This is a genomic window from Desulfatibacillum alkenivorans DSM 16219 (genome assembly GCF_900142135.1).
GTDB lineage: Bacteria > Desulfobacterota > Desulfobacteria > Desulfobacterales > Desulfatibacillaceae > Desulfatibacillum > Desulfatibacillum alkenivorans.
Genome location: NZ_FQZU01000045.1, coordinates 1 through 26,253 on the forward strand (window position 1 = coordinate 1; position 26,253 = coordinate 26,253).

Annotated in this window: 8 protein-coding genes; all 8 read left to right on the forward strand. The window is 55.9% G+C overall.

Annotation, left to right across the window (positions count from 1 at the left end; genetic code table 11):
* The coding region (locus BUE18_RS28095) for a beta strand repeat-containing protein (RefSeq protein WP_170868401.1) at positions 1 to 4,110 on the forward strand (4,110 nt) is incomplete at its 5' end.
* A gap of 123 nt (positions 4,111 to 4,233) precedes the next feature.
* On the forward strand, positions 4,234 to 5,208 hold the full coding sequence (locus tag BUE18_RS23460) for a 2-hydroxyacid dehydrogenase (protein ID WP_073478594.1): 975 nt from the start codon (positions 4,234 to 4,236) through the stop codon (positions 5,206 to 5,208).
* Positions 5,209 to 5,335: 127 nt separating this feature from the next.
* Positions 5,336 to 6,319: an extracellular solute-binding protein gene (locus BUE18_RS23465; RefSeq protein ID WP_073478595.1), complete on the forward strand. Its 984-nt coding sequence runs from the start codon at positions 5,336 to 5,338 to the stop codon at positions 6,317 to 6,319.
* Between the two features lie 240 nt (positions 6,320 to 6,559).
* Positions 6,560 to 7,894: an ABC transporter permease gene (locus BUE18_RS23470; protein WP_170868449.1), complete on the forward strand. Its 1,335-nt coding sequence runs from the start codon at positions 6,560 to 6,562 to the stop codon at positions 7,892 to 7,894.
* Positions 7,891 to 8,598, forward strand: a complete 708-nt coding sequence (locus BUE18_RS23475; protein ID WP_073478597.1) for an ABC transporter ATP-binding protein — start codon at positions 7,891 to 7,893, stop codon at positions 8,596 to 8,598. Before BUE18_RS23470 ends, BUE18_RS23475 begins: the two co-directional genes overlap by 4 nt.
* Complete coding sequence (locus tag BUE18_RS23480; protein WP_073478598.1) at positions 8,588 to 9,103, forward strand: chromate resistance protein ChrB domain-containing protein; 516 nt, start codon at positions 8,588 to 8,590, stop codon at positions 9,101 to 9,103. The genes BUE18_RS23475 and BUE18_RS23480 overlap by 11 nt, the downstream gene beginning before the upstream one ends.
* 184 nt (positions 9,104 to 9,287) lie before the next feature.
* Positions 9,288 to 21,332, forward strand: a complete 12,045-nt coding sequence (locus BUE18_RS23485) for a PKD domain-containing protein (protein WP_073478599.1) — start codon at positions 9,288 to 9,290, stop codon at positions 21,330 to 21,332.
* Positions 21,333 to 21,347: 15 nt separating this feature from the next.
* A complete protein-coding gene (locus BUE18_RS23495) occupies positions 21,348 to 26,240 on the forward strand; it encodes an RHS repeat-associated core domain-containing protein (protein ID WP_211482837.1) in 4,893 nt (1,630 codons plus the stop codon).
* Positions 26,241 to 26,253 lie beyond the last annotated feature (13 nt).

Below are 26,253 nucleotides of genomic sequence, written 5' to 3' on the forward strand. Positions count from 1 at the left end.
TCCATCGCGGGCGCCGGCATGGTGACGGGCTTCCTGGTGGACGCAACCGCGGCTACGGGCATTGACATGGACACCACGGCGGACGTGATCAACGCGACCACCCCCGCCGGCAACATTATAATAGAAGAAACCAACGACGTGTACCTGTTCAGCGTGACGGCTCCGGCCGGCACGGTGGACGTGACCACCAAGGGCGCGGGCGACGTGACCGTCGGGACCATCACGGCGGCGACCACAGTGGACCTGACCCTGGGCGGCGCGGGCGACGTGCTGGACGACGGCGATCCCTCCACCCTGATCACGGGCACGGTCCTGACCGTTGACGGACCTTCCGCAGGCGCGGTGTCCGGCGACGTGACCGTGGAAACCACGGTGGGCTCGGTGGACATCGAGGCCACGGGCGACGTGACTGTGAGAGAAACCGACGGCGTCACCCTGACCAACGTGGTCTCGGGCGGCGACGCGGAGATCACGGCCGGAAGCACTGTGACCGTGGTTAGCGTGGATGCAACGACCCGGGCGGCCATCGAATCCGGCGGCAATATCACGGGCGGCGTGATCACCTCTCCTGAGGTTGCCCTGGAAGCGGCGGGCAGCGTCACGAACATCGATCTGGGTAACAACGGCGTAACCCTGGCGGTGCTGGCCGGCGGCGATATTGAAATCGACGGAACCAGCGGCGACCTGACGGTGGGCGCGGTTGACGGCGTGGATCAGGGCCTGTCCGGCGTGATCACGGCCAAGGGCGACGTCACCCTGGACGCAGCGGCCAGCCTGAACGTGAACGCAGACATCACGGCGGGCGGCGGCACGGCCGACCTGAGCGCGCTTGGCGGAAACATCACCACGGTGGACGGGGCTGTTGTGACCGCCTCCCTGGTGGACGCGGACGCCACGGGCTCCATTGACCTGAACACGGACGCCGACACGATAGTCGCTACCTTCAGCGCAGCCGGCGTTGCGTTCATCGACGAAGCAGACACCGTGACGATCCAAAACACCACCGGCGGAACCCTGGATGTGACCATCCTCGAGGACGGGGACATCCTGGACGGCGGCGGCAATAACGTGGACACCCTGTACGCCGAGACCCAGAACGGCGACATCACGTATGTTGACGGGGACAACCTGATCGCCATGGACGTACGGGCTCAGGGAACCGGCCAGAACGTGACCCTGACGGCGGGCGGAAGCCTGGACGTGCGGTACGTGGAAGCGGCCGGCGATACGGTGAACCTGAACGCTTCGGGCGACATCTGGGACAGCACGGGAACGGGCACAAGAGACGTGTTCGCCGGCATCCTGGTGGTTGACGCCAACGCCAATGGCGACGTGAACCTGGACACCGAGGTGCACACGGCTCATGCCGCGGGCGCCAACGTGGTGAACAACGTGACCATCCGTGAAGAGACCGACCTGACGGTGGGCGCCAACGGATTTGACACGGCCAACTCCGGCTCCATCGTGATCACCACGGCCAACGGCGACCTCCTGACCGTGGGCGTGCTGGACGCGGACGGCCCCGGGACCATCACCCTGACCACCAACGGTCCGGACCGGGATATCATCCTGGGCAATGACGTGACCGGCGCCAGCGGCAGCATCATGCTGCACGCATCCGGCGGCGTGAACCAGACCGGCGGCATGGTGACCACGGACGTGGGCGTGGAAGTGACGGCCGGCGGCGCGGTAAGCCTGGCTCAGCCCGGCAACGCCATGACTGAGATCGCGGTGGATACGACCGGTACGGTGGCCATTGACGACGATGCAGCAACGGGCCTGACCGTGGGTACGGTGAACGGCGTGAGCGGCATCGACTCCAACGGCTACAACATAGACATCGACACGGCCGGCAACCTCTCCGTGGATCAGTTCATCAACGCGGGTTCGCTGGGCGACGTAACCATTAACACCATCGGCTGGGTGGCCGGCGCGGGCGACATCACAGGCAACATCATTGACGTCACGGCCACCAACGGCATTGATATAGACACTGTCGGCAATATCATCGACGCCAATGGCGGCGCGGCCGGCAACGTGGTCATCGAGGAGTTGGACGATGTGACCCTCAGGGACATCGACTCCGCGGGCAGCGTGGACGTGACCCTGCTGAACGCCGGCGACATCATCGTGAACGAGATCGACGCAGCGACCAACGTCAGCCTGCACCTGCCCAACGGCAGCGTCCAGAACGACGGAAACTCGGGCACGGATATCGCAGCGGGCTCCGCCCTGATCATTGACAACGACGCGGGCGGCGCCATCACCGGCTACGCCAACGTGGACACCACGGTGAAATCCGCGGACATCCAGGCGGTGGGCGACGTAACCATCCACGAAACCGACGGCATCATCCTGACCCAGGTGACCAGCGATGACGACGTGTACGTGGAGAACGGCTTGAACGGCGACATCTGGGTGAACACGGTGACCGGCCTGACCTCGGTGACCATCGACTCGGACGGCGCCATTGACGGAACCGGCGCCGCCCTGATCACCACGCCCACCGTGGACCTGGATGCGGACACGGGCATCGGCGCAGGGACGCCCATCAACCTGGCCACGACCACCTCGGTGGACGCGGACACGGATACGGGCGCCATTGACCTGAACAACAGCGCTGCGGGCCCCGTGACGGTGAACAGCCTGACCACGGCTTCGGGCGACATCAATTATGAAAGCACGGCCGCCGGCAACCTGCTGGTGACCCTGGCCCGGACCGACAACGGCGACATCACCATCATCAACACCGATGGCGACATCACCTTGGGCGTGGTCTCGGCCATCGGCAACGACGTGACCATCACGGCGGCGGGGTCGGGCGGCATCGACGACGTAGTCGACGAACTGGATGCGGACATCTTCGCAGCCAACGTGGACCTGAACGCGGAGGACGGCATCGGAAGCTCGGAAGCCATCGAGATGGAGATCACCAACACCATCGAGGCGGACACCACAGGAGGCGCCATCGACCTGGATAACGAAGCGTCCACCCCGGCCATGGTGACCATCACGTCCCTGACCACGGGCTCCGGAGACATCAACTTTGATCAGTACTCCAAAGAGGGTTACACCGGAACCACGGACCTGACCGTGAACCTGGCCGCGGCCGGCGGAGCAGCCGCGGGCGACGGCGACATCACCATCACCAACACCACGCCTAACGGCGACATCCTCATCGGCACGGCCGCGGGCGGCATCACGGCCCTGGGCGATACGGTGAGCATCACGGCGGCCGGGTTCATCGACGACCTGCAGGCGGAACCGGATGCGTTCCTGGACATCGACATCACGGCCACGACCATGGACCTGAACGCAGGCCTTGGCATCGGCATGAACGCCGCCCTGGAAACCGAGGCGGACTTCATCACGGCGGACACCATGATAGGCGACGTCATCCTGTGGAACGAAGCCGACAGCCGGGTGGTTGTGAACAGCCTGACCACGGGCAACGGCAATATCAACTTCTTCCAGCAGGGCCTGAACACCTACGGCATGGAAGTGGATGTGGACTTCGTGGAAGTCCGGACCGACTACGGCCACGTGTACCTGCGGAACGTGGACAACACCCCGCTGGACAACACCTACGGCAACGTGTTCATAGGCGACGTGGCGGCCTCGGAAAAGATCTGGATCGTCACCAGCGGATCCATCCTGAACCTGGATGTGGACACCACCACGGTGATCTCGGCTCCCTGGGCTTACCTGGAGGCCACCAACGGCACCATCGGCGTCTTTGAACTGCCCATTGATGTGGACGTGACCGGCGCCTTGTTCATCGAGGCCGGAGGCCTGGACGACGGCTGGCTGTCCGCCAACCTCCAGGGCCGCGACGTGTACGCCCTGTACCCGGACGAAAGAATCCCGGGCCTGGTGCTGTTCAACTCCGAAGAGCCTGGCGCAGCTCCGGGCGTGGGCGGAGTTGTGGACGGCGTGAATCAGTTCACGGACTGGTACTTCCAGGGCATCGCCCAGAACCAGGCGGTGATCGGCAACGAGATCTGGCCTTACGTCCTGCAGCTGGACGTGTTCGGCGACTCCGTCTTTGCTCCGTTCGACGACCTGTTCATGATCGAAGGCAAGGGCATCACCCCGGAAGACGACGAATAACATCAACCCAGGTCCTTGGGGCTCGCTCTCCAGGGACCTGGTTCACCCCTTTTAACTCCATGAGCCCCAGGCGGACCCCCGCCTGGGGCTCCTTTGCTTCCACGCCTGTTAAGGAGTTTTCCCATGAAAAAGCATAAAGTTTACGTCACAAGGGCTATTCCAAAAGAGGGGATAGAACTGTTAAGCCAGACATGCGAGGTTCGGGTAAATCCCCACGACCGGCCTTTGAGCCAGGATGAGTTATTTGAGGCTATTGCGGATGCAGACGGGGTAATCGGCCTGCTTTCCGAAAGAATCGACGGTACATTTTTTGATGCTGCGCCAAATTTGAAAGGTTATGCCAACTACGCTGTTGGGTTTGATAATATTGATGTGGAGGAAGCCACGAGGCGCGGCGTACCTGTTTCCAATACTCCGGATGTGCTGACCATCGCTACTGCTGAAATGGCCTGGGCGCTCTTGTTATCGGTTTGCAGGCATATTCCGGCATCCGACAAACTGGTGCGTAATGACGCCTGGAAGGGGTGGAGCCCGTTGCAGTTCATAGGGGCCGAGGTTACCGGAAAAACATTAGGCATTGTGGGCGCCGGCCGCATTGGACGCGCTATGGCCCAAATGTCCCAAGGCTTTAATATGAGGGTTTTGTATTTCAGCCGAACTAAAAAGCCTGATTTTGAAAAGGCTTTAAACGCCAAAAAAGTTGAACTGAATGAATTATTGACGCAGTCTGATTTCATTAGCCTCCATACCCCGCTCACGCCGGAAACCAGGCATATGTTCAATGCCGACTCTTTTAAAAAGATGAAAAATACGGCGTATCTTATAAATACGGCCAGAGGACCGGTTGTGGATGAGTCTGCTTTGGTCGAAGCTCTTAAGTCCGGCGAGATTGCAGGAGCTGGTTTGGATGTATATGAATTCGAGCCTAAGCTCACGCATGGGCTGCGCGAGTTGGATAATGTGGTTTTGGCTGCGCACACCGGGTCCGCTACTGACACAGCGAGAAGCAATATGGCTTTGCTTGCCGCGCAGAACCTGCTGGCAATGCTTGAGGGCGGAAATCCTCCCACCTGCTTGAATCCTCACGTACTAACATAAATGTAATGTTATATTGCTCCAATAAGTTGTAAAAGAATACTACATTGTGGTATTCATTATGAAGATCCCTTAAGGGATTTAGGAAGAAACCCATTTAATCCAACCAAATCAAGAGTATGAGGGGAAAATGAAGCACTGGCGCATATTATTGTCAATATTGCTGGTAGGAGTGCTGGCGACGAGCGCGTCGGCGGAAGAAGTGGTTGTATACACTTCAGTGGACAGAATGTTCAGCGAACCTATTTTGCAGAAGTTTGAAAAGGACACGGGGATCAAAGTCCTTGCCATGTATGATGTGGAGGCAAGCAAAACAGTTGGTTTGGTTAACCGTTTGATTGCGGAAAAAAGGAGGCCCAGAGCCGATGTATTCTGGAATTCCGAAGTCATCCGGACTATACAACTTTTGAAGGAGGACGTGCTTACTCCTTACAAGTCCGTGTACTATGATGATTTTCCTGCTACCTTTAAGGACAAAGACGGGTACTGGACGGGATTTGCAGGCAGGGCGAGAGTTCTTTTGATCAACACAACCATGATTCAGGAAAAGGATTTGCCGCCTTCCATTTTGGACTTTACCAAACCGGAATGGAAAGGAAAGGTAACCATAGCCTATCCGTTGTTCGGCACCACGGCTATGCATGTGGCTGCGCTTTATGACTACATAGGGACTGAAAAGACGGAGGCTTACCTGAAAGGGCTTGCAGCCAATGATGTGCTGGTGGTTGACGGCAATTCCGTGACCAGGGACCTGGTCGTCCAGGGAAAGGTTCCCGTAGGCTTTACAGACACAGACGACGCCCAGGTGGCCATAGACAAGGGTGATCCGGTTCAAATGATTTTTCCTGACTCGACGGGAATGGGAACCTTATTGATACCCAATACGGTAATGATGATTAAAGGCGCTCCTCATCCTGAGACAGGACAAAAGCTGATCGATTATCTGTTATCGCCTGAAACGGAAAAGGCTTTACAGGAAGGGGAGTCAGCACAAATTCCACTTCGCAAAGGATCTTCGCCTCCGGGGTTCAAGGCCATGGAGGTAGATTATGCCAAGGTTGCAGACTACCTGGAGCCTTCCGCGAAGTTTTGCCAGGAAATATTTGTGCGGTAATTCATGGCGGAGAACCTCATGGGCCGAAAGAGACTGTTGGCCTTTTCATTGCTGTTTTCAGGGTTTGTGCTTGCTCCCTTTTTGATGCTGTTTTTCAGCGCATTAACGAACGGGGAAGGAAGCCTATCATTTGAGAACCTGCATGTGTTGAAGCTGACCTCCAGGCAATGGGTTCTTTTGGGCCGAAGCGTGTTACTTGGCGTGGGCGCCTCTTTGGGATGCGTAATCCTTGGGGCGCCCATGTCTTTATTGTTGAATCGCACGGATGTCTGGGGCCGCTCTTTTTTTAGAAAGGTTTACTGGCTTTCCCTTATTCTTCCTCCCTATATTCAGGCAATTGTCTGGTCCAAATACATACCGGGCGGCATCGATTCCGGATGGACCGGAATGACCGGTTTGCCCGCTGCATTTTTTGTTTTCATTCTTTCCTTTTACCCCATTGTAACGTTGCTGGTTTCGTCAGGGCTGGAGGCCATGGATCAGAGTCTGGAGGAAACTGCCAGGCTTCACCGGGGTCCGTGGGCGGCGATGCGAAAAGTAACTTTGCCTTTGCTTTTTCCGCATATAGCCTGCGGGGCTATTTTGGTTTTTGTTTTTACAATCATCAATTTTGAAGTGGCGGATATTTTACGTTTAAAGGTATATCCGCTTGAAATATTTATTTTTTTTAGCGCCTACTATGATGAGAAATCCGCTACAATATTATCCCTGCCGCTGATTTTTACGACGTTGATATTTGTTTGGGCCCAAATGCGGTATATGGGCGAAAAATCCTATGTCAATCTGGGGAGAAGCCAAGGCGGAGGCATCGTTTACTCCCTTGGAAGGCGTCGTTATGTCTTGGCCCTTTTTCCTGCGGTAATAACGTTTCTTGCCCTGGCGGCGCCTATTCTGGCATTATTGAAGGGCGCGGGGAATTTGGTCAACTATGGGAATGCATGGAAGGGCGGCGCCGGGGCGGTTTGGTATAGCTTGTGGACCTCCGCCGCGAGCGCTGGCGGCATGGCGCTTTTTTCCTTTCCTGTGGCGTACTGTCTGGTTCGAATGCGTGGCGGACTGAGGGGCGTGCTGGATTTTTTAATTCAGACGCCTTTTGGAGCTCCTTCCATCGTGTTGGGCATAGGGTTTATTACTTTGTGGAATCAACCTTTTTTTGACGCCGTATACGGAACCTCGCTGTTGCTGATATTAGCTATGATAGCGGCATACAGCCCCTTTGTAATCAAGGTGATTTCAGCTGGGATAAAAAGGGTGGATGAAGACCTGGAAAGCGTTGGCAGAATGGGCGCCGGTCCACTGAAGGTTGCAGCACGGATACTTCTGCCGTTAACCGCGCCCTCGCTGATTGCGGGCTTTGCTGTCGGGTTCATATTATCTTTATCCAACCTTGGCACAAGCCTTTTGGTTGTCGCTCCGGGCAGGTCCACTTTGCCTATTACGATTTACAACTATCTTCATTACGGAGCGGATGAGACGGTTTGCGCCCTCAGTTTGTTTTTACTTGCGTTAACGGCCGCGTCCCTGGCGCTGCTCCTTCTCATCTATAAATACTTATCGGGGAGAGCCTGGAGATGATCCAAGTAAACCAGGTTTCATTTAGCAGGAATAAGAAGCCTATTCTTAGAGATGTGAGTTTGCAGGCTGAGCCAGGACAATGCCTTGCCTTACTGGGCCCTTCAGGCGCCGGAAAAACCTCCTTGCTTAGGATAATTGCAGGTCTGGAAACGCCGGACTCAGGGGAGGTCATTTTATCCGCCCAGGTTGCCACGAAGGGCGCCTTTGCTGCGCCGCCCGAAGAGCGAAAAACATCAATGATTTTTCAGTCTTTGGCCTTGTGGCCGCACATGACTGTGGAGCAGCACATTGCTTTTGTGGAAAGGGGAGACGGCGAAACCGGAAAGGACCTGCTGACCCGGATGAAGTTAGACGGCAAGGAGAAGCATTATCCGGATCAGTTATCGGGAGGGGAGAAACAGCGTCTGGCCATTGCAAGAGCTCTGGCCTCCAAGCCAAGGCGGCTTTTGTTGGATGAGCCTTTCAGCAATTTAGATGAAATTCTCAAGGAAAATCTGCTTTCCCTGTTTTTAGAGCAGGTGCGCACACAAAATATTGCCAGTATTATCGTGACCCATAATGTCAATGAAGCCATAGAAAAGGCCGACTCCATGGCGATTATGGTTTCCGGCCGGATAAAGAAGTTCTGGATCAATAAAAAAGACAGGATAATCACTCGAAAAGAGGTTTTGGAATGTTTCGAGGAGTATAGATATGGGAAATAAATTGACCTGCCTAATATTGCTTGTAATAATTCACGGTACCGGATTTTTATGTCCGCCTTTGTTTGGGATGGAGGCGGCGCTATATGTTACGTGGGATGGATTTGAAGTGGATAAATTGGCTTCTATGTGGCTCATAAAAAGGCATATTTCGCCTGGAGCCGCGATTAAGGTTTTGCCAAAAGGAACGCCCATTGAAGAGGGCGTGCCTTTTGACGCGCCCGACGCAGGTATGGGCCGTAAGTTCAATCAATCCTCCTTTGACAACCTAATGGCCGCGTATCATCTGGAAGACCCCAAGCTCAAGCAAATCGCTTTGTTGGTGCGGGATATTGAATTAAACACGTGGGAAGCAAAGCGATATAGGAAGAGTTCTGAGATAGAGCTTTATTTTTTCGATCTGGTAAAGTCGGAATCGGATCGGGAAGTGATGTTTGAGAAAGCGGATCGTTATTTTGACGCTTTATATAGGACTGACGCCGGCATCCTGGAGGAAAATGCTCCGTGAGGGGGATGCTGGTTTTTTTTGTTTTAACTTTTCACCACCACCTTTAAAGTTTTAAAAAAAATAGCATGCTCTTAGGGAGCGCGCCTTTTTGCGGGATGCAACAGGAGAGCTGTTTGGGCAGCCCCTTTACGTGTTGGGGCCGGCGGTTCTCCTGATTTGTCAGTTCACGCCTTGGAGGAAAGATATGCCTCGGAAAATATCGATATTAATTCTGATAGGTGTTGCGGCGGCCATGCTTCTGAGCCCCCAACTAGCCCAAGCCCTGCCTGGAGATATAAACGGGTCCGGCCGAGTGGACGGGTATGATCTTATCAGTTTTGGTCTGGCCAATGGTTCTTCCTCCGGGGACGCCAACTGGAATCCGCAAGCGGACATGGATGGGAACGGCATCGTTGACGCTGCGGACCTTGATATGCTTTCCACGCATTTTGGGCGCGTAGGCGTGTCTTACGGACTGTGGGCTGCCAATAACTATTCTGACTACTATACCACCCTCCGCAAAATTTCCGACAAGAACAACATATTGTGGGAGAAGACCGGGTTTAACTATCCCAATTTTGTCGCCCCGGATATTACGGACGGCTCAGCCTGGGTATCGGAATCCAACAACAGCCGGATATGCAAGGTAGACGGCTTTGACGGGTCCAGGCTTGTCACCGTTAATGGAGTCTACTGCCAAAAAGCCAGCGTTAACTACAAGGACGGATCCGTGTGGATCGCGGACTCCTCGTTGAATGCAGTCGTGAGATTAGCCCCCGGCATTCCGGACGGGTACAATATTTCCACCGACACCGGGTTTCATAAAGTCATAACCGGTTTTAGCTCGCCCTACGGCATTTCGGTGGACCCTGAAGCTGGAATTGTCTGGGTTGCAGACACCAGCAATAGCCGCGTTGTCCGTTTGAATGAGGACGCAGCGGACGGCTACAATGTCGCCACCGACACAGGCAGTCATTTCGTGGTTACGAACTCCGGCGCCTCTGCGAACATGAACTGGCCCACCTGCGTTTCAGCGAATTACTCGGATGGGTCGGTTTGGGTGGCAAGCACATATAACGACAAGGTGATGAAGTTCAATTCCACAGGCGATGTCAAGCTGGTGGAGATTTCGGGATACAGCAATCCAACCTTCGTCCAGGTCAATCCCACGGACGGCAGTGTGTGGGTTATAGATGACTCGCTGGGCAAGGTGTTTCGCTACACAAAGGATGGGGCGTTAATATACGAGTATTCGGGCGTAGGCAGCGCCAAAAGTCTGGCGGTCAATCCTTTGGATGGAAGCTGCTGGGTAATGGCCAATTCAGACCCTACCATAAGACGCCTTTCCCCCAATGGCGCGCTGTTGGAAACCATGTCCGGCATTTACAGCATTAACTCTCTGGCTATTGTTCCTGATGAAACCATGTCGCGGTACCCCACGGCTGAAGCCTCTGCCAGCGAAAATGCGCCGGACCTGGGCGAGACCGTGAATTTTACCGGCGTCGGCTCGGATTCGGACGGCCAGATTGTGAAGTATGAGTGGGACTTTGACGGGGACGGCGTATTTGATTACACCTCGACCGATACGGGATCCACGGGCCACTCCTACGACACTCCAGGCATTTACACGCCGATCTTTCGGGTGACGGATAACGAATACCTGACAGCTACGGACTGCTCTCTGGTAATCCGGGCAGGCAGTCTTACCGCAATTGCCGGAGCGGATGTTGTCACAGGGACCGCTCCGCTGACCGTGAATTTCACCGGGACGTTCATTGATCCTGTGGATGGAAAGGTGGATACCTACCAGTGGGATTTTGACGGGGACGCCGGTTTTGAATACTACAGCGAGACCACCGGCAACGTGCAGCATGTGTATAGTGAAGCAGGCGTATACAACGCTGTTTTTAAGGTTACGGACGGCGCAGCCAATGACACGGACTCCATTCAGATAATGGTTTCCCAATCGCCCCCCAAAGCCACGGCTTCAGCCGCGCCTAAATCCGGAGAGCGCCCCTTGGTGGTGAGTTTGACCGGGACTGCCACGGACGCCGACGGAAGCGTCGTCTATTACGAATGGGATTTTGACGGGGACGGGGTTTACGATTGGCAATCCACCGTTAATGGACAGACTTCCATTACCTATTCCAATGCGGGGACATTCTCCCCTGTGTTTCGCGCCACGGACAATGACGGTCTCACGGACACGGACTCTGTGGCCATCAATGTAACCCTGATCCCGCCGGATGCAGTCATAACTTCCACGGCGACAACCGCTTACGCTCCCGGGACCATTACTTTCGGCGGAGGCTCCAGTACGGATGCGGACGGAAGCATAGCAACCTACGAGTGGAATTTTGACGGTTCACTGGGGGATGTCGAGACGGTTTTCTTCGACAACATGGAGGCCGACAACAATAATTGGGAAGCCGAATCCCCCTGGGCGATCGGCTCCACGGATGCCTACAGCGGCTCCAGGTGCTGGAGCACGGGCCATTACGGAAATTATGCAAATAACTTAGACGCTGATTTGGTTTTCGGCCCCTTTGATTTTACTCAGGCCGTCACGGCGACCCTCAGCTTTATGCATCGTATGGACATGCCGGACTATGATTACGCTTACGTTTCCTACTCGCTGAATAACGGCGCAAGCTGGTCCTATATTTGGTATGATTACTGGGAGGTCTCCTCGGGTTGGCAACAGAAAGTCCTCAGTCTGGACAATTACTGCGGCAAGGATAACGTGCTGCTTAAATTCAGGTTTTACTCCAACAACACCACCACGGAGGCAACCGGTTGGTGGATTGACGACGTGGCGGTGAAAACCCGGGGATACGCCTGGACATCCACGGCCAATCCCACCATAGACCATCAGTTTGCGGAAACCGGAGATTACACCGTCAGGCTTCGGGTGACGGATAATGACGGCTATCAGGACTACGCCCAATACAATGTGACCATAGCACCGGACAACCGGCCCATGGCGGACCTGAGCGCGGACGTGACGAGCGGCGCTCCTGGGTTGACGGTTAATTTTACCGGATCCGGGCAGGTTATAAGCGGAACCATAACGAGCTACCAGTGGAATTTTGGCGAGGAATACGTTTGGGTTGCAGACTACTACGCCAATGAAGTCGTGCGCCTTTCTTCAAACAGTTCGGAAGAGTTGGCGAGAGTGGGCGGCTTTAACTCTCCATTCTCTGTGGCGGTCGATTCCAACACCGGACGGGTGTGGGTCGCTGACTCCTATAACGACGCCCTGGTTTTGCTCAGCGCTGACGGCCGTTATGAAATTCAACGAATTACGGGATTCAACTATCCCACATATGTGTCCGTGGACGAGTCGGACGGCTCCGCGTGGGTTATCGACTCCAGTGCAAATAAGGTTTTCAAATACTCCGTCAAGGGAGAGAAGCTGGCGGAATACGGCGGATTCAGCAGCCCCAAAATGTCCTCCCTTAATTCCTCGGACGGCTCCATCTGGATTGCGGACGGATATAATCATCGCATTGTACATCTGGACTCGACCGGAGCCTTCCTGAAATCCGTGAGGGGCTTTTCCTATCCCGAGGGAGTGGCGGTCAACCCCAATGACGGGACCATATGGGTCTCCAACACCAGCGCCGGCAATGTCATCCGTTTGGACGCTTCGGTTCCCGACGGTTACGACATTTCTTTGGATACGGGAAAACACACGGTGGTCGGCGGGATCAGCGGTCCCTATGAAATCGTTGTGGATCCAACCGACAACACCGTTTGGGTGATTACCCCGAACGCCGACAAGCTCATTCATATATCAGCGGACGGAACCACGGAATTGTCCAGGACCGGGAGCTTTGTCGATCCCTATTATATGGCTCTAAACTGGGAAGCCGGACAAGTTTGGGTCAGCAGCTATTACGGCAACTACGTGACCTTGCTGGATGAGGACGGCCAGGAAATCAGGCAATATACCGGATTTTATTATCCGAGGGACGTGGACGCCGCCCAGAAAGCAGGAACCATCCAAACAACCGCCAATGGCGGCAGCCAAAGTCATACATACAATTCTCCAGGCGTCTATTACGCCGCTTTGACGGTCACCACCGCGGAGGGCCTCACGTCCACGGATACCGTTCAAATTACGGTCAGAGCCTTGCCTACCGTGACCGCTGAGAGTTCGGTCGCGGCGGGATCCGCTCCCTTGGAAGTCTTTTTATCAGCAGATGCGCAGGACATGGACGGCCCCATCGTCTTATATCAATGGGATTTTGACGGAGACGGCAGCTTTGATTACTCCTCCGCCTCCGTCAGTCCGGTGCGCCATGTTTACTCCTCGGGCGGCGTTTACAACGCAACGGTAACAGTGACGGATGCGGACGGCAATACAGCAACAGACAGCGTAACAATTACGGTAGCTGACGCTAATCCTGCCGCTTATGCCCAGGCCGCCCCCAAAGACGGTTCTGCGCCCCTGACCGTGGCCTTTTCCGGCTCCGGCTCGGACCCCGATGGACAGATCGTCAAGTACGAATGGGATTTTACCAGCGACGGATCTTACGAATATTCCTCCACCAGTACCGCGGCGACAAACAACGTATACAACTCGGACGGAACATATACTGCAACCTTGCGGGTGACGGACGATGACGGCCTCACGGGGACGGATACCGTCTCCATAACGGTTTCCCAAAGCGGAACCCCGAAAGCCATGCTCGATGGAGATCCCACCCGCGGCCATGCCTCGTTGGATGTATGCTTCTTTATCCATGGCCAGGACCCGGACGGATCGATCAGCGCCTATTCCGTGGATTTCGACGGCGACGGACAGTCAGATGCCGACTTTGCGTCTCCGCCCACGGTTTTTGGAGACGATGCGGAACTGGATTACAATAATGGAACGGCGACCGGAACTTGGGCCAGGACCACCGAGGAGGCTCATTCCGGATCCTATTCCTGGACGGATTCTCCGGATGGAGACTATGACCCCAGCACGGATTATGAACTTCAGTCTAACACCATAGACCTTTCTGCGGCGACGGCCCCCAAACTTGTTTATTGGGAGAAGTACGCGCTTGCCGATAGCGATTATATTTATACCTATGTCTCCGGCAATGACGGCGGCTCTTGGACCCAGTTGTATTACACCGGCCATAACGTGACGCAGGGCTCCTGGACCAGGAGGGAGTTTGATTTGTCCTCCTACGCAGGTAACGCCACGGTAAAAGTCAAGTTCCGGATTTTAACCAATGCCGGGACGACGGCCGATGGCTGGTATCTGGACGACGTCTTTGTGGGCGATTGCGTATCCCACACATACGGCGCCCCGGGGGCTTATCAGGCCATTCTTACGGTTACGGATAATGAGGCCAAAACCGCCACGGATAAGGAAGCCATAGCCGCGCTGTCCTCCAGCGACGACACATTCATCTGGGTGGCGGACACCAGCCACGATCAGGTGAAGAAATACAACCGGGAGGGGGACCTGCTGGCGACGATCACGGGATTTGACGATCCTTACGATGTAGAGGTGGACCCCTCGACCTCGAATGTATGGGTTTCGGACAGATACAAAGACCGTCTGGTATTGTTGGACGCCGGGGTCTTTGACGCCTACGACGTCAACGCAGAGTATACGACAGACGATGTGGACGCATCCCGGTACGGAGGCGTATTCGGCTCCACGGCTGTAATCACTGCCACCGGGCGTTTTAACAACGGCCTGGATACGGGCGGCGGCGGCTACGTCCTTGTTCCATACGATCCGTCCTTTGACGTGCAATCCTTTACGTACGAGGCGTGGATTAAGCCTGTAAGCACAGGCAGGGCCCTGTTCATGAGGACCAACGCGCAAGGAGGCAACGAGTTGCTTGTCTGGCTTTATGACGCCGACACGATTCAGGTCACCTTGGATGACAGCAACTATTATTTCGACGGCTCGGGCAGCTTTTTGGACGGCTCGTATCACCATGTGGCGGTTGTGCACGATGCGGTCGCCGACACCGTGACCTGTTATGTGGACGGAACTCAATTCGGAAATCAGAAAAGCGTATCGAAAACCCTGAACTTCTCCCGAAGCCATCTCCTGATCGGAGCTGATTTTGACGGCTATAATTCCTCCATTGGAGACTTTTACAAAGGTCTGATGGACGACGTCCGTTTTTGGAACGCTGCCAGATCCTCCGCAAGCATCTCTACTTATATGAATACCGAATTGAACGGAAACGAGGCCGGGCTTGTCTCGTACTGGAAAATGGAGAATTCATCGGTTCCGTTCCACAAGATTGCCACCGGCGTTGATGAGTGTCTCCGCATCTCCGTTGATCCTGCGGACGGCTCCGTGTGGGCTGCGGACCACAACCATGGCAGAGTAGTCAAGTATGACGTCAACGGCGTGCAGCAGGCCGAGGTCATTGGCCTGGGCGGTCCTGAAGGCGTGGACGTGGACCCCGTTAACCGCACTTTGTGGTTTACGGACACCGACAACGACCGGGTCATCTCCATGACAGCCGATTTCACCGGAACGGTGATTGGAGGCATTATGGGGGCGGCTGAAGACTCTACGTCGAACGGAAATGACGCCGCAATGCTGGGGAACGCCGCCGTTAAACCCGGCCATCTTTCGAACAGTATTTACCTGGATGGATCGGGCGATTACCTGACTGTTTCGTCCGATGCTGCGTTGGATGTGCAGGATTTCACGGCGGAAGCCTGGGTTAGCAGCACAAGCGCCAACTACCGTGCCATTTTGATGCGCGGCAATTCAAGCGGCGGAAATGAAATTTACATTGGTTTCGATAACTCCACTACCATTCTTGTTTATGTGAATGACACCTACAAGTATTTTTCCGGAGGATTCAGCATTCAGGACGGCCAGTTCCATCATATAGCCATTGTTTACGACTCCTCAGCAGGGACGATTGATTGTTATGTAGACGGGGAGGAATTCGGGAGCACAGCAACCGGCGTTTCAGGCCCCCTGAATTTTGCCGCAAGCAATTTGCTAATAGGCGCAGACTACGACGGGTATAACACTTCTATTGGAGATTACTGGAACGGCAAACTGGATGACGTCCGCCTTTGGAACAAAACAAGGACCAAAGCCGAAATACAAAGCACAAAAAATGCGGCTCTGACGGGCTCGGAAAACGGGCTGGTCGGCTATTGGAAGATGGATGTCGAAGACTCTTCCCTCCGCTCCACGATTTATACGGGCATGGACGGTCCTGTGGACGTTTGCGCTTACCACGCGGACGGAGGCGCCTGGGCCGCGGTATGGAATGGCGATCAGTTGGTTAAATGCCAGCCTGGAAGCTCTTCCACCAGGGCCATGAACGGCTTTGATGCTGTGGCCAGCGTGTCCGTAAATCAAAATAATGGGCAGGCCTGGGCGGCGGACTATTATCAGCAGCACGTTGTTAAGGTGTCCCCCACTTACGCGGAGTTGGTGCGTAAAACCGGAATCATCAATCCTTATGATGTGGAGGTCGATCAGCAGACGGGAAACGTCTGGGTAGTGGACCACAACGGCCACGTTGTTATGGAACTCGCCCCTGACGGCACGGAGTTGCGGCGCCTCACCGGTTTATACTACCCGAGGGCCGTGTCCATAGATAATGGCTCCAAAGAAGCAGGGACTCCGCCCCAGGCGGCGGCTTCGGCCTCGCCTCTGTCGGGAGATGCGCCTTTGGACGTTTCCTTCACCGGGACGGCCACGGACGACGGCTCCATTACCTTGTACGAGTGGGATTTTGATAATGACGGAGTCTACGATTACTCTTCGGCCTCGACCGGATCTACGTCCTTCACATACTCGGAGCCCGGATATTACAACCCGGTGCTTAGGGTGACTGATGACGACGGCATGACCGGATACAATTCCAGCGTGAGTATAGTGGTCGGTCCGCCCCGCGTGGTGTGCTCTGCAATTCCCGCTTCAGGGACGGCGCCGCTTACCACAAGGCTCAATGCCTTTGTGGTGGGCCTGGGCTTGGATGTTTACGCCCAGACCTACGAATGGGACGTGAATTCGGACGGCGTTTATGAAACCGCTCCCTCCGTTAATCCATATTACTCTCACAAGTACCAGACAGGGGCTGACTGGGTCGCCACTTGCCGGGTGACGGACAGCGAAGGCGATGAGCATTTCGGGTCCGTTACAGTGCCCGTGGCTAAAAATCCGCCCACGGCGACCAATAATGCGACCCCGACGTCCGGAAACGCTCCCCTGACCGTTAAACTAGACGGAGGAGGCAGCGACAGCGACGGCTCCCTGGTCCGCTTCGAGTGGGATTACGACGGGGACGGCGTCTATGACTGGGTGTCCGAAACCTCCATGGACGCCTCTTTTACATATACAACGGCCGGAACCTACAACACGGTGTTCCGGGTGACCGATAACGAAGGCCTTACGGCCACGGCGGCAAGAACCATTACGGTCAGCGACAGCCAGGTCGCACCCATCGTAACGGCGGAGGCCAATCCGGTGGAGGGCGTTGTCAACCTGTCGGTCACGTTCACCGGCGCGGCTGTAGACCCGGATGAAGGCGTGATTTCTCTTTACGAATGGGATTTTGACGGCGACGGAACCTACGATCACAGCTCGGCGGGAGACATTGAAGCCAATCATGTATATACCGTTCCCGGTACTTACAACGCCAGGTTCAGAGCGACGGACCAGGACGGCCTGCAAGCAACGGACGATGTCTTGATCACCGTAAAGCCCGCCGGCTACCCCACTGCGGCCGCCTGGGCGGATCCCACTTCCGGCGATATTCCTCTCACAGTAACCTTTGACGCGGAAAGCTCTTCCGACCCTGACGGCTCCATTGTCAAATATGAATGGAGCTTCGGCGCTCCGGGCCTCTGGATCGCCTCTTTCAGCAACGACCTGGTCAAGCAGCTTAAGGGCTATTCCGTGGATAATGAGATTGGCGGCTATGACGGGCCCTGGGATGTAGCGGTGGATCCCAACGACGGCTCCGCCTGGGTGTCCATGCGCTACTCGGACAAGGTCGTCAAGTACGATTCCAGCGGCTCCGGGGCTTTGATGGAAGTCACGGGTTTTGACGATCCGAGGGGCGTTGACGTAACGCCATCCGACAGCTCCGTGTGGATCGCCGACACATACCACGATCAGGTGGTGAAGTTGAACTCCAACGGCTCGGAGCTTTTGCGCATAGGCGGCTTTAACGATCCTCAATACGTCATGGTTGATCCCTGGGACGACTCCGTCTGGGTGACGGATTGGTATAATAACCGGGTCGTCAACCTGGATTCCGGCGGCGTGGTTTCCAAAACCTTCTACGGCTTTAATCGCCCCTTGGACGTGGTGCTGGATGAACAGGACCGCTCGGTTTGGGTGTCGGATCATGACGGCGACAGGGTGGTGAAGTTCTCCGCCGGCACGCCGGCAACCTACGATTCCTACAGGCCTTACCGGGCCGACTCCGGTCCCAACAACCTTTTTGCCAACAATGCCGGAAACGTCTCCAGCATGGCCGGCAAACTGGGGAAAGGCCTGTATGTGGACGGGTCGTACGACTATCTGCAAATCCCCTCCAACAGCGCTTTGGATCTGTATGACTTTACGGTAGAGGCCTGGGTTGTGGCTGATTACGCCAACGCGCGCTGCTTGTATATGCGGGGAGATAACTCGGGCGGCAATGAATTGTATTTCGGCGTTGAAGACGCCGATTCGCTCACGGCGGTCCTGGATAACGGAAGCAATATTTTCTTTGACGGCGCAGCAAACTTTACCGACGGCCAGTTTCATCACGTGGCCCTTACTTACGATGCGGACGCCCACGAATTGAAAGCCTATGTGGACGGTTTACAATATGGGGATACTCATCCCATAACCGCCACCCTGGACTTTGGGAACAGCGACGCGCTCATAGGCGCCGACTTTGACACCTTCAACGGGTCAGTCGGCAACTTCTGGGACGGCGTGATCGACGAGGTTCGCATCTGGAATATTGTCAGGACCCAGGAAGAGATAAACGGCGCCAAGGACGCCGAAATCGGCCGCAACGAGGCGGGCCTGATCGCTTATTACAGGATGGACGCCTACCATGCCGCCTTGGGCGGATTTAACGGCCCTCACAACATGGCGATCAACCCCGCGGATCAATCCATCTGGATTCCCGACTATTACAACAACCAGATGGTCCGGGTGAACAAGGACTGCACCCAGGAGTTGCAGCGGGTCAGCGGCTTCTCGAATCCGGTCTATTGCTACCTTGCTCCGGGCAGCCAAAATGTGTGGGTTTCCGATTACGGGTCGGATAAGGTCCATGTGATAGATGGAGAAGGAAATTTCCTGAAAACATTCACGGGATTTCACGACCCCTTCGGCATCGACGGATACGTCGCTCAAACGGATTATTTCTCCTCCGGCGATAGCGGGTATACAACCCATGCCTACCCGGATCTGGGCGAGTATGTGGCGACCCTGACGGTGACCGACAACGACGGGAATACGGACACGGACTCCGTGGTGATCCGCGCCGGCGTGTTCCCTGAAAGCCTGCCGGGCGCTTACCCCACCACGGGGACGGCTCCCATGACCGTGACCTTCATATCCAATGCCCACAGCCCCACGGGCACCATTGAATACTTCATGTGGGACTTCAATGGAGACGGCGTGCTGGATACCTCCACGGGCGACTGGGACAGCCGCAGGACCTCCACTCGCACCTATACCTACTCGCTGCCCGGAACCTACACCGCCTCCCTGACGGTGACCGATAACCGCGGATACAGCGATACGGCGACAGTAACCATAAATGTGCTGCCCCCCAACGAAGACGGAGCGCCCGAGGCCTTCGCCACGGCGTCTCCCCAGGAAGGCAATTCTCCCCTGGAAGTGGAGTTTACCGGGTTCGGCAAGGATCTGGACGGCTTCATCAGGAAGTTCGAGTGGGATTTCACCACCGACGGAACCTATGACTTCACCTCCACCACCACGGGAGCGACAACCAACATATACAACGCCGTCGGCGAGTACACGGCAACCTTGCGCGTGACGGACGACTCCGGCAAGACGGATACCGACTCCGTAAAGGTCTGGGTCAAGGAGATTGGCGCGCCCACGGCTCATGCGAATGCAACCCCCACCAGCGGGGAAACCGCTTTGGCCGTGTCCTTCAGCGGCAGCGCCGATGACGCCGGAACCATAGTCCTGTACGAGTGGGACTTTGAAGGCGACGGAACTTACGACTACTCCTCCGCCGCCAGCCCGAACACAACGCACACCTACACTGTGCCGGGCTCCTACGACGCCGTCCTGCGCGTGACGGACAACGACGGGCTGCAGGATACGGACACGGTCAATATCAATGCCTCCGCCGGCATCACCGCTTCCTTAAGCAGGGATCAGTTCGATCCGGCCCTTGGAACGGTTTCCATTAACTCCGTCCTGACGGCCCAGTGCAAGGTGACCATATACATTAAGGACCGGGTGGGCGCCGTGGTGCGCAAGCTGGTGGATCAGGCCGTGCGCAATCCCGGATACTACTCGGACGCCTGGGACGGAAAAGACGACTCCGGCGACTTGGTCAGGTCGGGCGTGTATCTCTTTACCATCGACTATGAGGCGGGCGGCCTTTCCTATACCTATGATGTGACGGGCAACGTCAACACCGCCTTGTACTACCCCAGCGTGACTTATCCCCCCACGTTCAACCCGTTCAGTGCGGAGACCAACTTCTTCCGCTATACCCTGGACGGCAAGTCGGAAGTCACGGTTTACATCGCGCCTTTCACCAGTGGAGCGGGAACCCGGGTGAAAACCCTGGTCATGCGCAAGCCGCAGAAGGGCGGCAGCTACGTTCTGGTATGGGACGGCACGGACGACATCGGCAACCTGGTCGATCCGGGCAATTACGTCATAGCCGTTTTTGGCTGGCGTCTGCCGCCTAACGCCATCATCGTGAACAACCTGCCGGTTGTGGCGGACCTGACCGTGACGCCCACCTATTTGAACCCGGATGTGTATCCCTATGATGACCAGTATCAAGCCACATTTGGATTCAATTTGTCCAAGGTTTCCGACATCACGGTGAATATTTACGACGAAGACAATTATATTGTCAGGACCATCACGGCTTCGGACGTTCCCGCGGGAGCGGTCAGCAGCATGAAGTGGGACGGAAAGAACGGCGCAGGCAATTTTGTGCCTCCGGGAGTGTATCGGATCAAGGTCATTGCAACGGATTCGGAGGGCAATAAGTCCGAAGACGCCAATGCATTGTTGATAGTGTTTTATTAATTCAAGGAGCAGGCGATGCATAGCCAAACCATAAAACGAGCTCTGGCATTGGTGCTGGTACTCTTCATGTGCTTCATGTACCAGGCCAGAGTGGCCAGGGCCTACGACGCCCCATGGGACTCGGGCCATAACACGACCACTTATCCGGATCCGCCGCCCGACGGACCTCCCGGCCCGGACCCGGGACCGCCTGATCCTCCCGATCCTCCGGATCCGCCGCCGCCCGATCCTCCGGAACCGCCGGATCCGCCGCCCAAAGATCCGCCGGAGCCGCCCAAGGATAAGTGCAAACCCGACTGCAATAACACGTGCAAGCCGGACGGCACCAAGTCCCCCGTGTACGTGGACACCGGCGACTTCACCCTGGGCTTTGTGGATTTGGATATCGCCGGTGTGGGGCCGGCCTTAAGGCTTTCGCGGGTGTACCACTCCCAGGAAAGATTTAACGGCCCGTTCGGCTACGGCTGGGTTTCCAACCTGACCGCCAAACTGATTAAAACCGAAAGCGCTGAAGGCGTTACCGTCATCATTCGCCAGGGCAATGGAGTGCGCCTGGAGTTTGACAAGTATGCCGACGGAACTTACGTCCCAACATCTTCAGCGGTTACGGATACTTTGACCGAGAATCCCGACGGAACCTATTTCCTGAACTGCCCGGCTTGCTCAGCCGGCTTGTCCAGGCCGTCTTACCTCTTTAACGCCCAGGGAAACCTGGAAAAGGTTGAGGACATCCTCGGCAACTCCCTGACTTTCACCTACGACGCCAACGGCGCCCTGCAAACGGCGACCAGCAGCGCCTCCGGAAGAAGTCTGACCTTCACCGTTAATGACGCGGGAAAAATCGCAACGGTCAAGGATGACCTGGACAGGCAATGGACCTACACCTACGACCTGCTCGACAACCTGGTCAGCGTATCCGATCCCCTTAATTACAGCATCAAATACACCTACGACGAAAATCATAACCTGGTTTCCGTGGTGGATAAAAACGGCAATACCATCTGGGTGATAACCTATGATGATGACGACAAATGCACTTCCTACGGGCGGCCGGGCGCAATATTCAACTATGAGTATTTCAACGGCTACACCGAGAAAACCGACCCGCTGAACAACAAGTATACCTATTACTTCGACAGCAACGGAAACGTAACCAAAAGCGTTCTGCCCGACGGAACCGAAATCCTGACGGAAATCAGCGCCAATGTCTGGCCCTCCAAGATCACGGACGGCAACGGCGGAGAAACGACATACACCTACAACAGCTACGGGCAAATTCTGACCGAGACGGACGCCCTGGGCCATGTGACCACTTACACCTACGATCCCGTCTTCCAAAAGATCGCCACAAAAACCGACGCCCGCGGCAATACCTGGACCAACACCTACGATGACAACGGCAACCTGATTGAACTCCGCGATCCCCTGTCCTGCACCACCACCTTTACCTGGAACAGCGCAGGCCAGATGCTTACCCGGACCGACGGCGAAAACAACACCTGGACCTACACCTATGACGACGCCGGGAACCAGACCTCCATAACCAACCCGGACGGAGAACAGTCCACCTTTACCTATGACGATCTTGGCCGCATGGTGACCAAGACGGATTTCAGGGGCAATACCTGGACGACCACCTACGACTTGCTAAGCCGGGTAACCGACATAGAAGACCCGGACGGAAACCACCAGACCTTTACCTATGACGGAAACGGCAACCGGGTGACTTCCACCGACCCCAGGGGCGCAACCACCACCTTCACCTATGATGTGGAAGGCCGCAAAACCAGCATTACGGATTCCCTGGGGAACTCCACCACCTTCACCTACGATGTCCTCGGCAACCTGCTTACGGAAACCGACCCCAGGGGAAACACCAAAACCTGGACGTACAACGAGCGCAAGCAAAAGGAAACGGTCACGGACGCCTTTGGAACCACGTCTTATACGTATGATCCCATGGGCAGAAAGTTGACCATGGTCGACGCCCGGAATAAAACGTGGAGCTATACCTACGACCTGGTGGGCAACCTGCTTACCGAGTCCGACCCGCTTGGCAACACCATATCCTATGAGTACGACGGCGTGGGCAACCGGGTCAAGACCACGGACGGCGAGGGTAACGTCACCTATTACGAATACGACGCAGTCAACAATCAGACCAAGGTTATTATAAAAATAGGGGATACGGAGCCCGAAGCCGACGAAGACGACATCGTCTCCACCCGGGTTTTCAACTGCATTGGGCAGCGGATTTCGGAAACCAATCCCTTGGACGAAACCACGGTTTTCAATTACGACTTCAGGAACAACGTAATTACCGAAACCAACTCCCTGGGCGAAATCAAGGCCTACTCCTACGACGAAAACGGCAACAAGCTGAGCTTCACCACGGTCACGGGCAATGTCATTCAATACACCTACGACAAGCTGAACCGTTTGAAGACCGTGGGGGATGCCAGCGGCCTGTTCGAGACCTACGAATACGACGCCAACGGCAACAAAACAAAAATCACCGTGGCCGACGGCGCGTACCAGACCGTTACCTACACCCCCTTTAACAAGCCTGAAACCCTGACTGACGCCAGAGGAAACACCACGTCCTACGTTTATGACGAGGCGTATAACCTGGTTAAGGTCACCAATAGGCTGGGGCTGGTCACCACCCAGGAATACGACGCAGCCAACCGCCTTGTCTCCGTCACCGATCCCTTGAGCCACACCGCCAGCCTGGAGTTTGACGCGGTTGGCGCCATGGTCAAGATGACGGACGATAAAGGCGCCGAAACCGAGTACATCTACGATGACGCCGGGCGCCTGCGGGTGGTGGAATATGCGGACGGCTCCTCAAAATCCGTCGCCTACAACGGGGCCAACCAAATCATCAGCAAGACCGATCAAAACGGCACGCTCATCCAGTATGAACGGGACGAGGTGGGACGGATTACTTCCCGCATCTACCCCGACTCGTCGCAATACGACTACACTTACGACGCATTGGGCAGGCTGCTGACCGCCACGAACAACTACGGCACGGTCACCATGACCTACGACGCCGCCGGACGCATCCTGTCCGCGAACCAGGCCGGAACCCTAACCACCTATTCCCACAATGTGATCAGCCGCACCCGCACCATCAACCATTCTTCCGGGGTTAGCGTAGTGGAGGCCTACACCCTGAGAGACAAGCTGGAAAGCGTGGGCTATGAAGGCGGAGCGACCATCGCCTCGTGGGAGTACGACTCGGTCAGCCGGCCCATCACCCGCACCTTGGGCAACGGCCTGGAGATTGAGTACTCGTACAACCAGATCGGATGGATTACGGGGATCTCGCATAAAAACGCGGGCTCCGAATTCCTCGGCGCCTTGTACGGCTACGACCATGAAGGCAACAGGCTTTACGCCCTGCGCACCGACATGGCGAACCTGTCCCAGCAGTTCACCTACGACAACGCCCAAAGGTTGACGGAATTCCGGCGCGGCCCGCCAAACGACTCGCACGAAATTCCTTCTCCTGACTTTCAAAAAGATTGGACCTTGGACAGCCTGGGCAACTGGACCTCGGTGACAACCAACTCCGTTACGGAAAATCGCACCCCCAACGTCATGAGCCAATACACCGACGTGGGCGGAACGAGCTACTCCTACGACTCCAACGGAAACCTCATCAGCGACGGAGTCTACACATACACCTACGATTACGAAAACCAGTTGACCAAAGTCACCCGGATTTCCGACTCCCAGGTGATGGCGGAGTTTACGGTGGACGCTCTTAACCGCCGGGTTAAGAAGGTCGCCGGCGGCGTTACAACAGAATATATTTACGACGACAGCCGAGTGATCGAGGAAAAGGTCTCCGGCGTGGTCACCGCCCATTACGTATACGGCATGCGCCTGGACGAACCCGTCCTCATGCATCGCGGCGTGCAGGACCTTTACTATCACGCCGACGTGCTTGGCTCCACCATCGCGCTGACCGACTCCACCGGGGCCGTGGTGGAAACCTACCGTTACACGCCTTACGGCCAGGTTTCCTTTTTCGACGGAAACGGCTCCTCCATCAGCCAATCCAACGAAAGCAACCCCTTCCTGTTCACCGGTCAGCGGTATGACGAGGAAACAGGCCTCTACTACTACCGCGCCAGGTATTTGCATCCCGAGCTTGGACGCTTCCTGAACCCCGACCCCAAGGGTTTTGTCGATGGCATGAATCTGTACGAATATGCCATGTCCAACCCTGCAAGGTACGTGGATCCCAGGGGCACGGCTACGGAGGAATGCTCCGGGGCGTCCTTCTCCTTTGACGGCACGCTTCTGAAAAAATACCTGCCGGACTTCATCGCCAAGCGCATGGGCGAGCCCACTGTCGCCTTTAATTACAAAGCCTGTAAAAAATGCTGTGGGGAAGACACCAAGCATAAGGGCGAATACCGGACTGACAAAGAACTCAGCCTGGAAGTTTCCTGGAGCGGAGACACCGGCTACATCCAAACCCCCTGGGGCGTCAGTTGGGATATTGACAACTGGCTGTTTACCTCCAAGGGTTTTATCGGCCTGGTCGCCCAGGTTAGCTGGGGCGTTTCCGGCAGTGTGGCCGGAGCCACGGATAACTGCAACGACTCCTACTCCGCCAAGGGATGCATTAACGGCAGCCTGACGCTTGCAGCGCTGTTCGGGGCGGCCATGGAGGAAAAGGACTCGGGCTGGGTTAAAGCCCATGTTTCGGGCAGCGTCACAGGCGCGGTCAACCTATGCCTGGAGGGCTCCAGCAGCGGGCTCAAACTCACCTTCGGCGGCAGTATAGGAGGCGCCATCAAAGGCACCGTCGGCATCTGGAAGTTTACTTACGAGCAGACTTTCTACGAGATAAACCGACCATTCGGGCCATTGACGATTTTCGGAGGTTAACCGCGAACAAGTT

Coding starts and splice junctions, on each gene's coding strand:
- BUE18_RS23460 (WP_073478594.1), top strand. CDS start 4,234: ATGAAAAAGCATAAAGTTTACGTCACAAGGGCTATTCCAAAAGAGGGG.
- BUE18_RS23465 (WP_073478595.1), top strand. CDS start 5,336: ATGAAGCACTGGCGCATATTATTGTCAATATTGCTGGTAGGAGTGCTG.
- BUE18_RS23470 (WP_170868449.1), top strand. CDS start 6,560: ATGTCTTTATTGTTGAATCGCACGGATGTCTGGGGCCGCTCTTTTTTT.
- BUE18_RS23475 (WP_073478597.1), top strand. CDS start 7,891: ATGATCCAAGTAAACCAGGTTTCATTTAGCAGGAATAAGAAGCCTATT.
- BUE18_RS23480 (WP_073478598.1), top strand. CDS start 8,588: ATGGGAAATAAATTGACCTGCCTAATATTGCTTGTAATAATTCACGGT.
- BUE18_RS23485 (WP_073478599.1), top strand. CDS start 9,288: ATGCCTCGGAAAATATCGATATTAATTCTGATAGGTGTTGCGGCGGCC.
- BUE18_RS23495 (WP_211482837.1), top strand. CDS start 21,348: ATGCATAGCCAAACCATAAAACGAGCTCTGGCATTGGTGCTGGTACTC.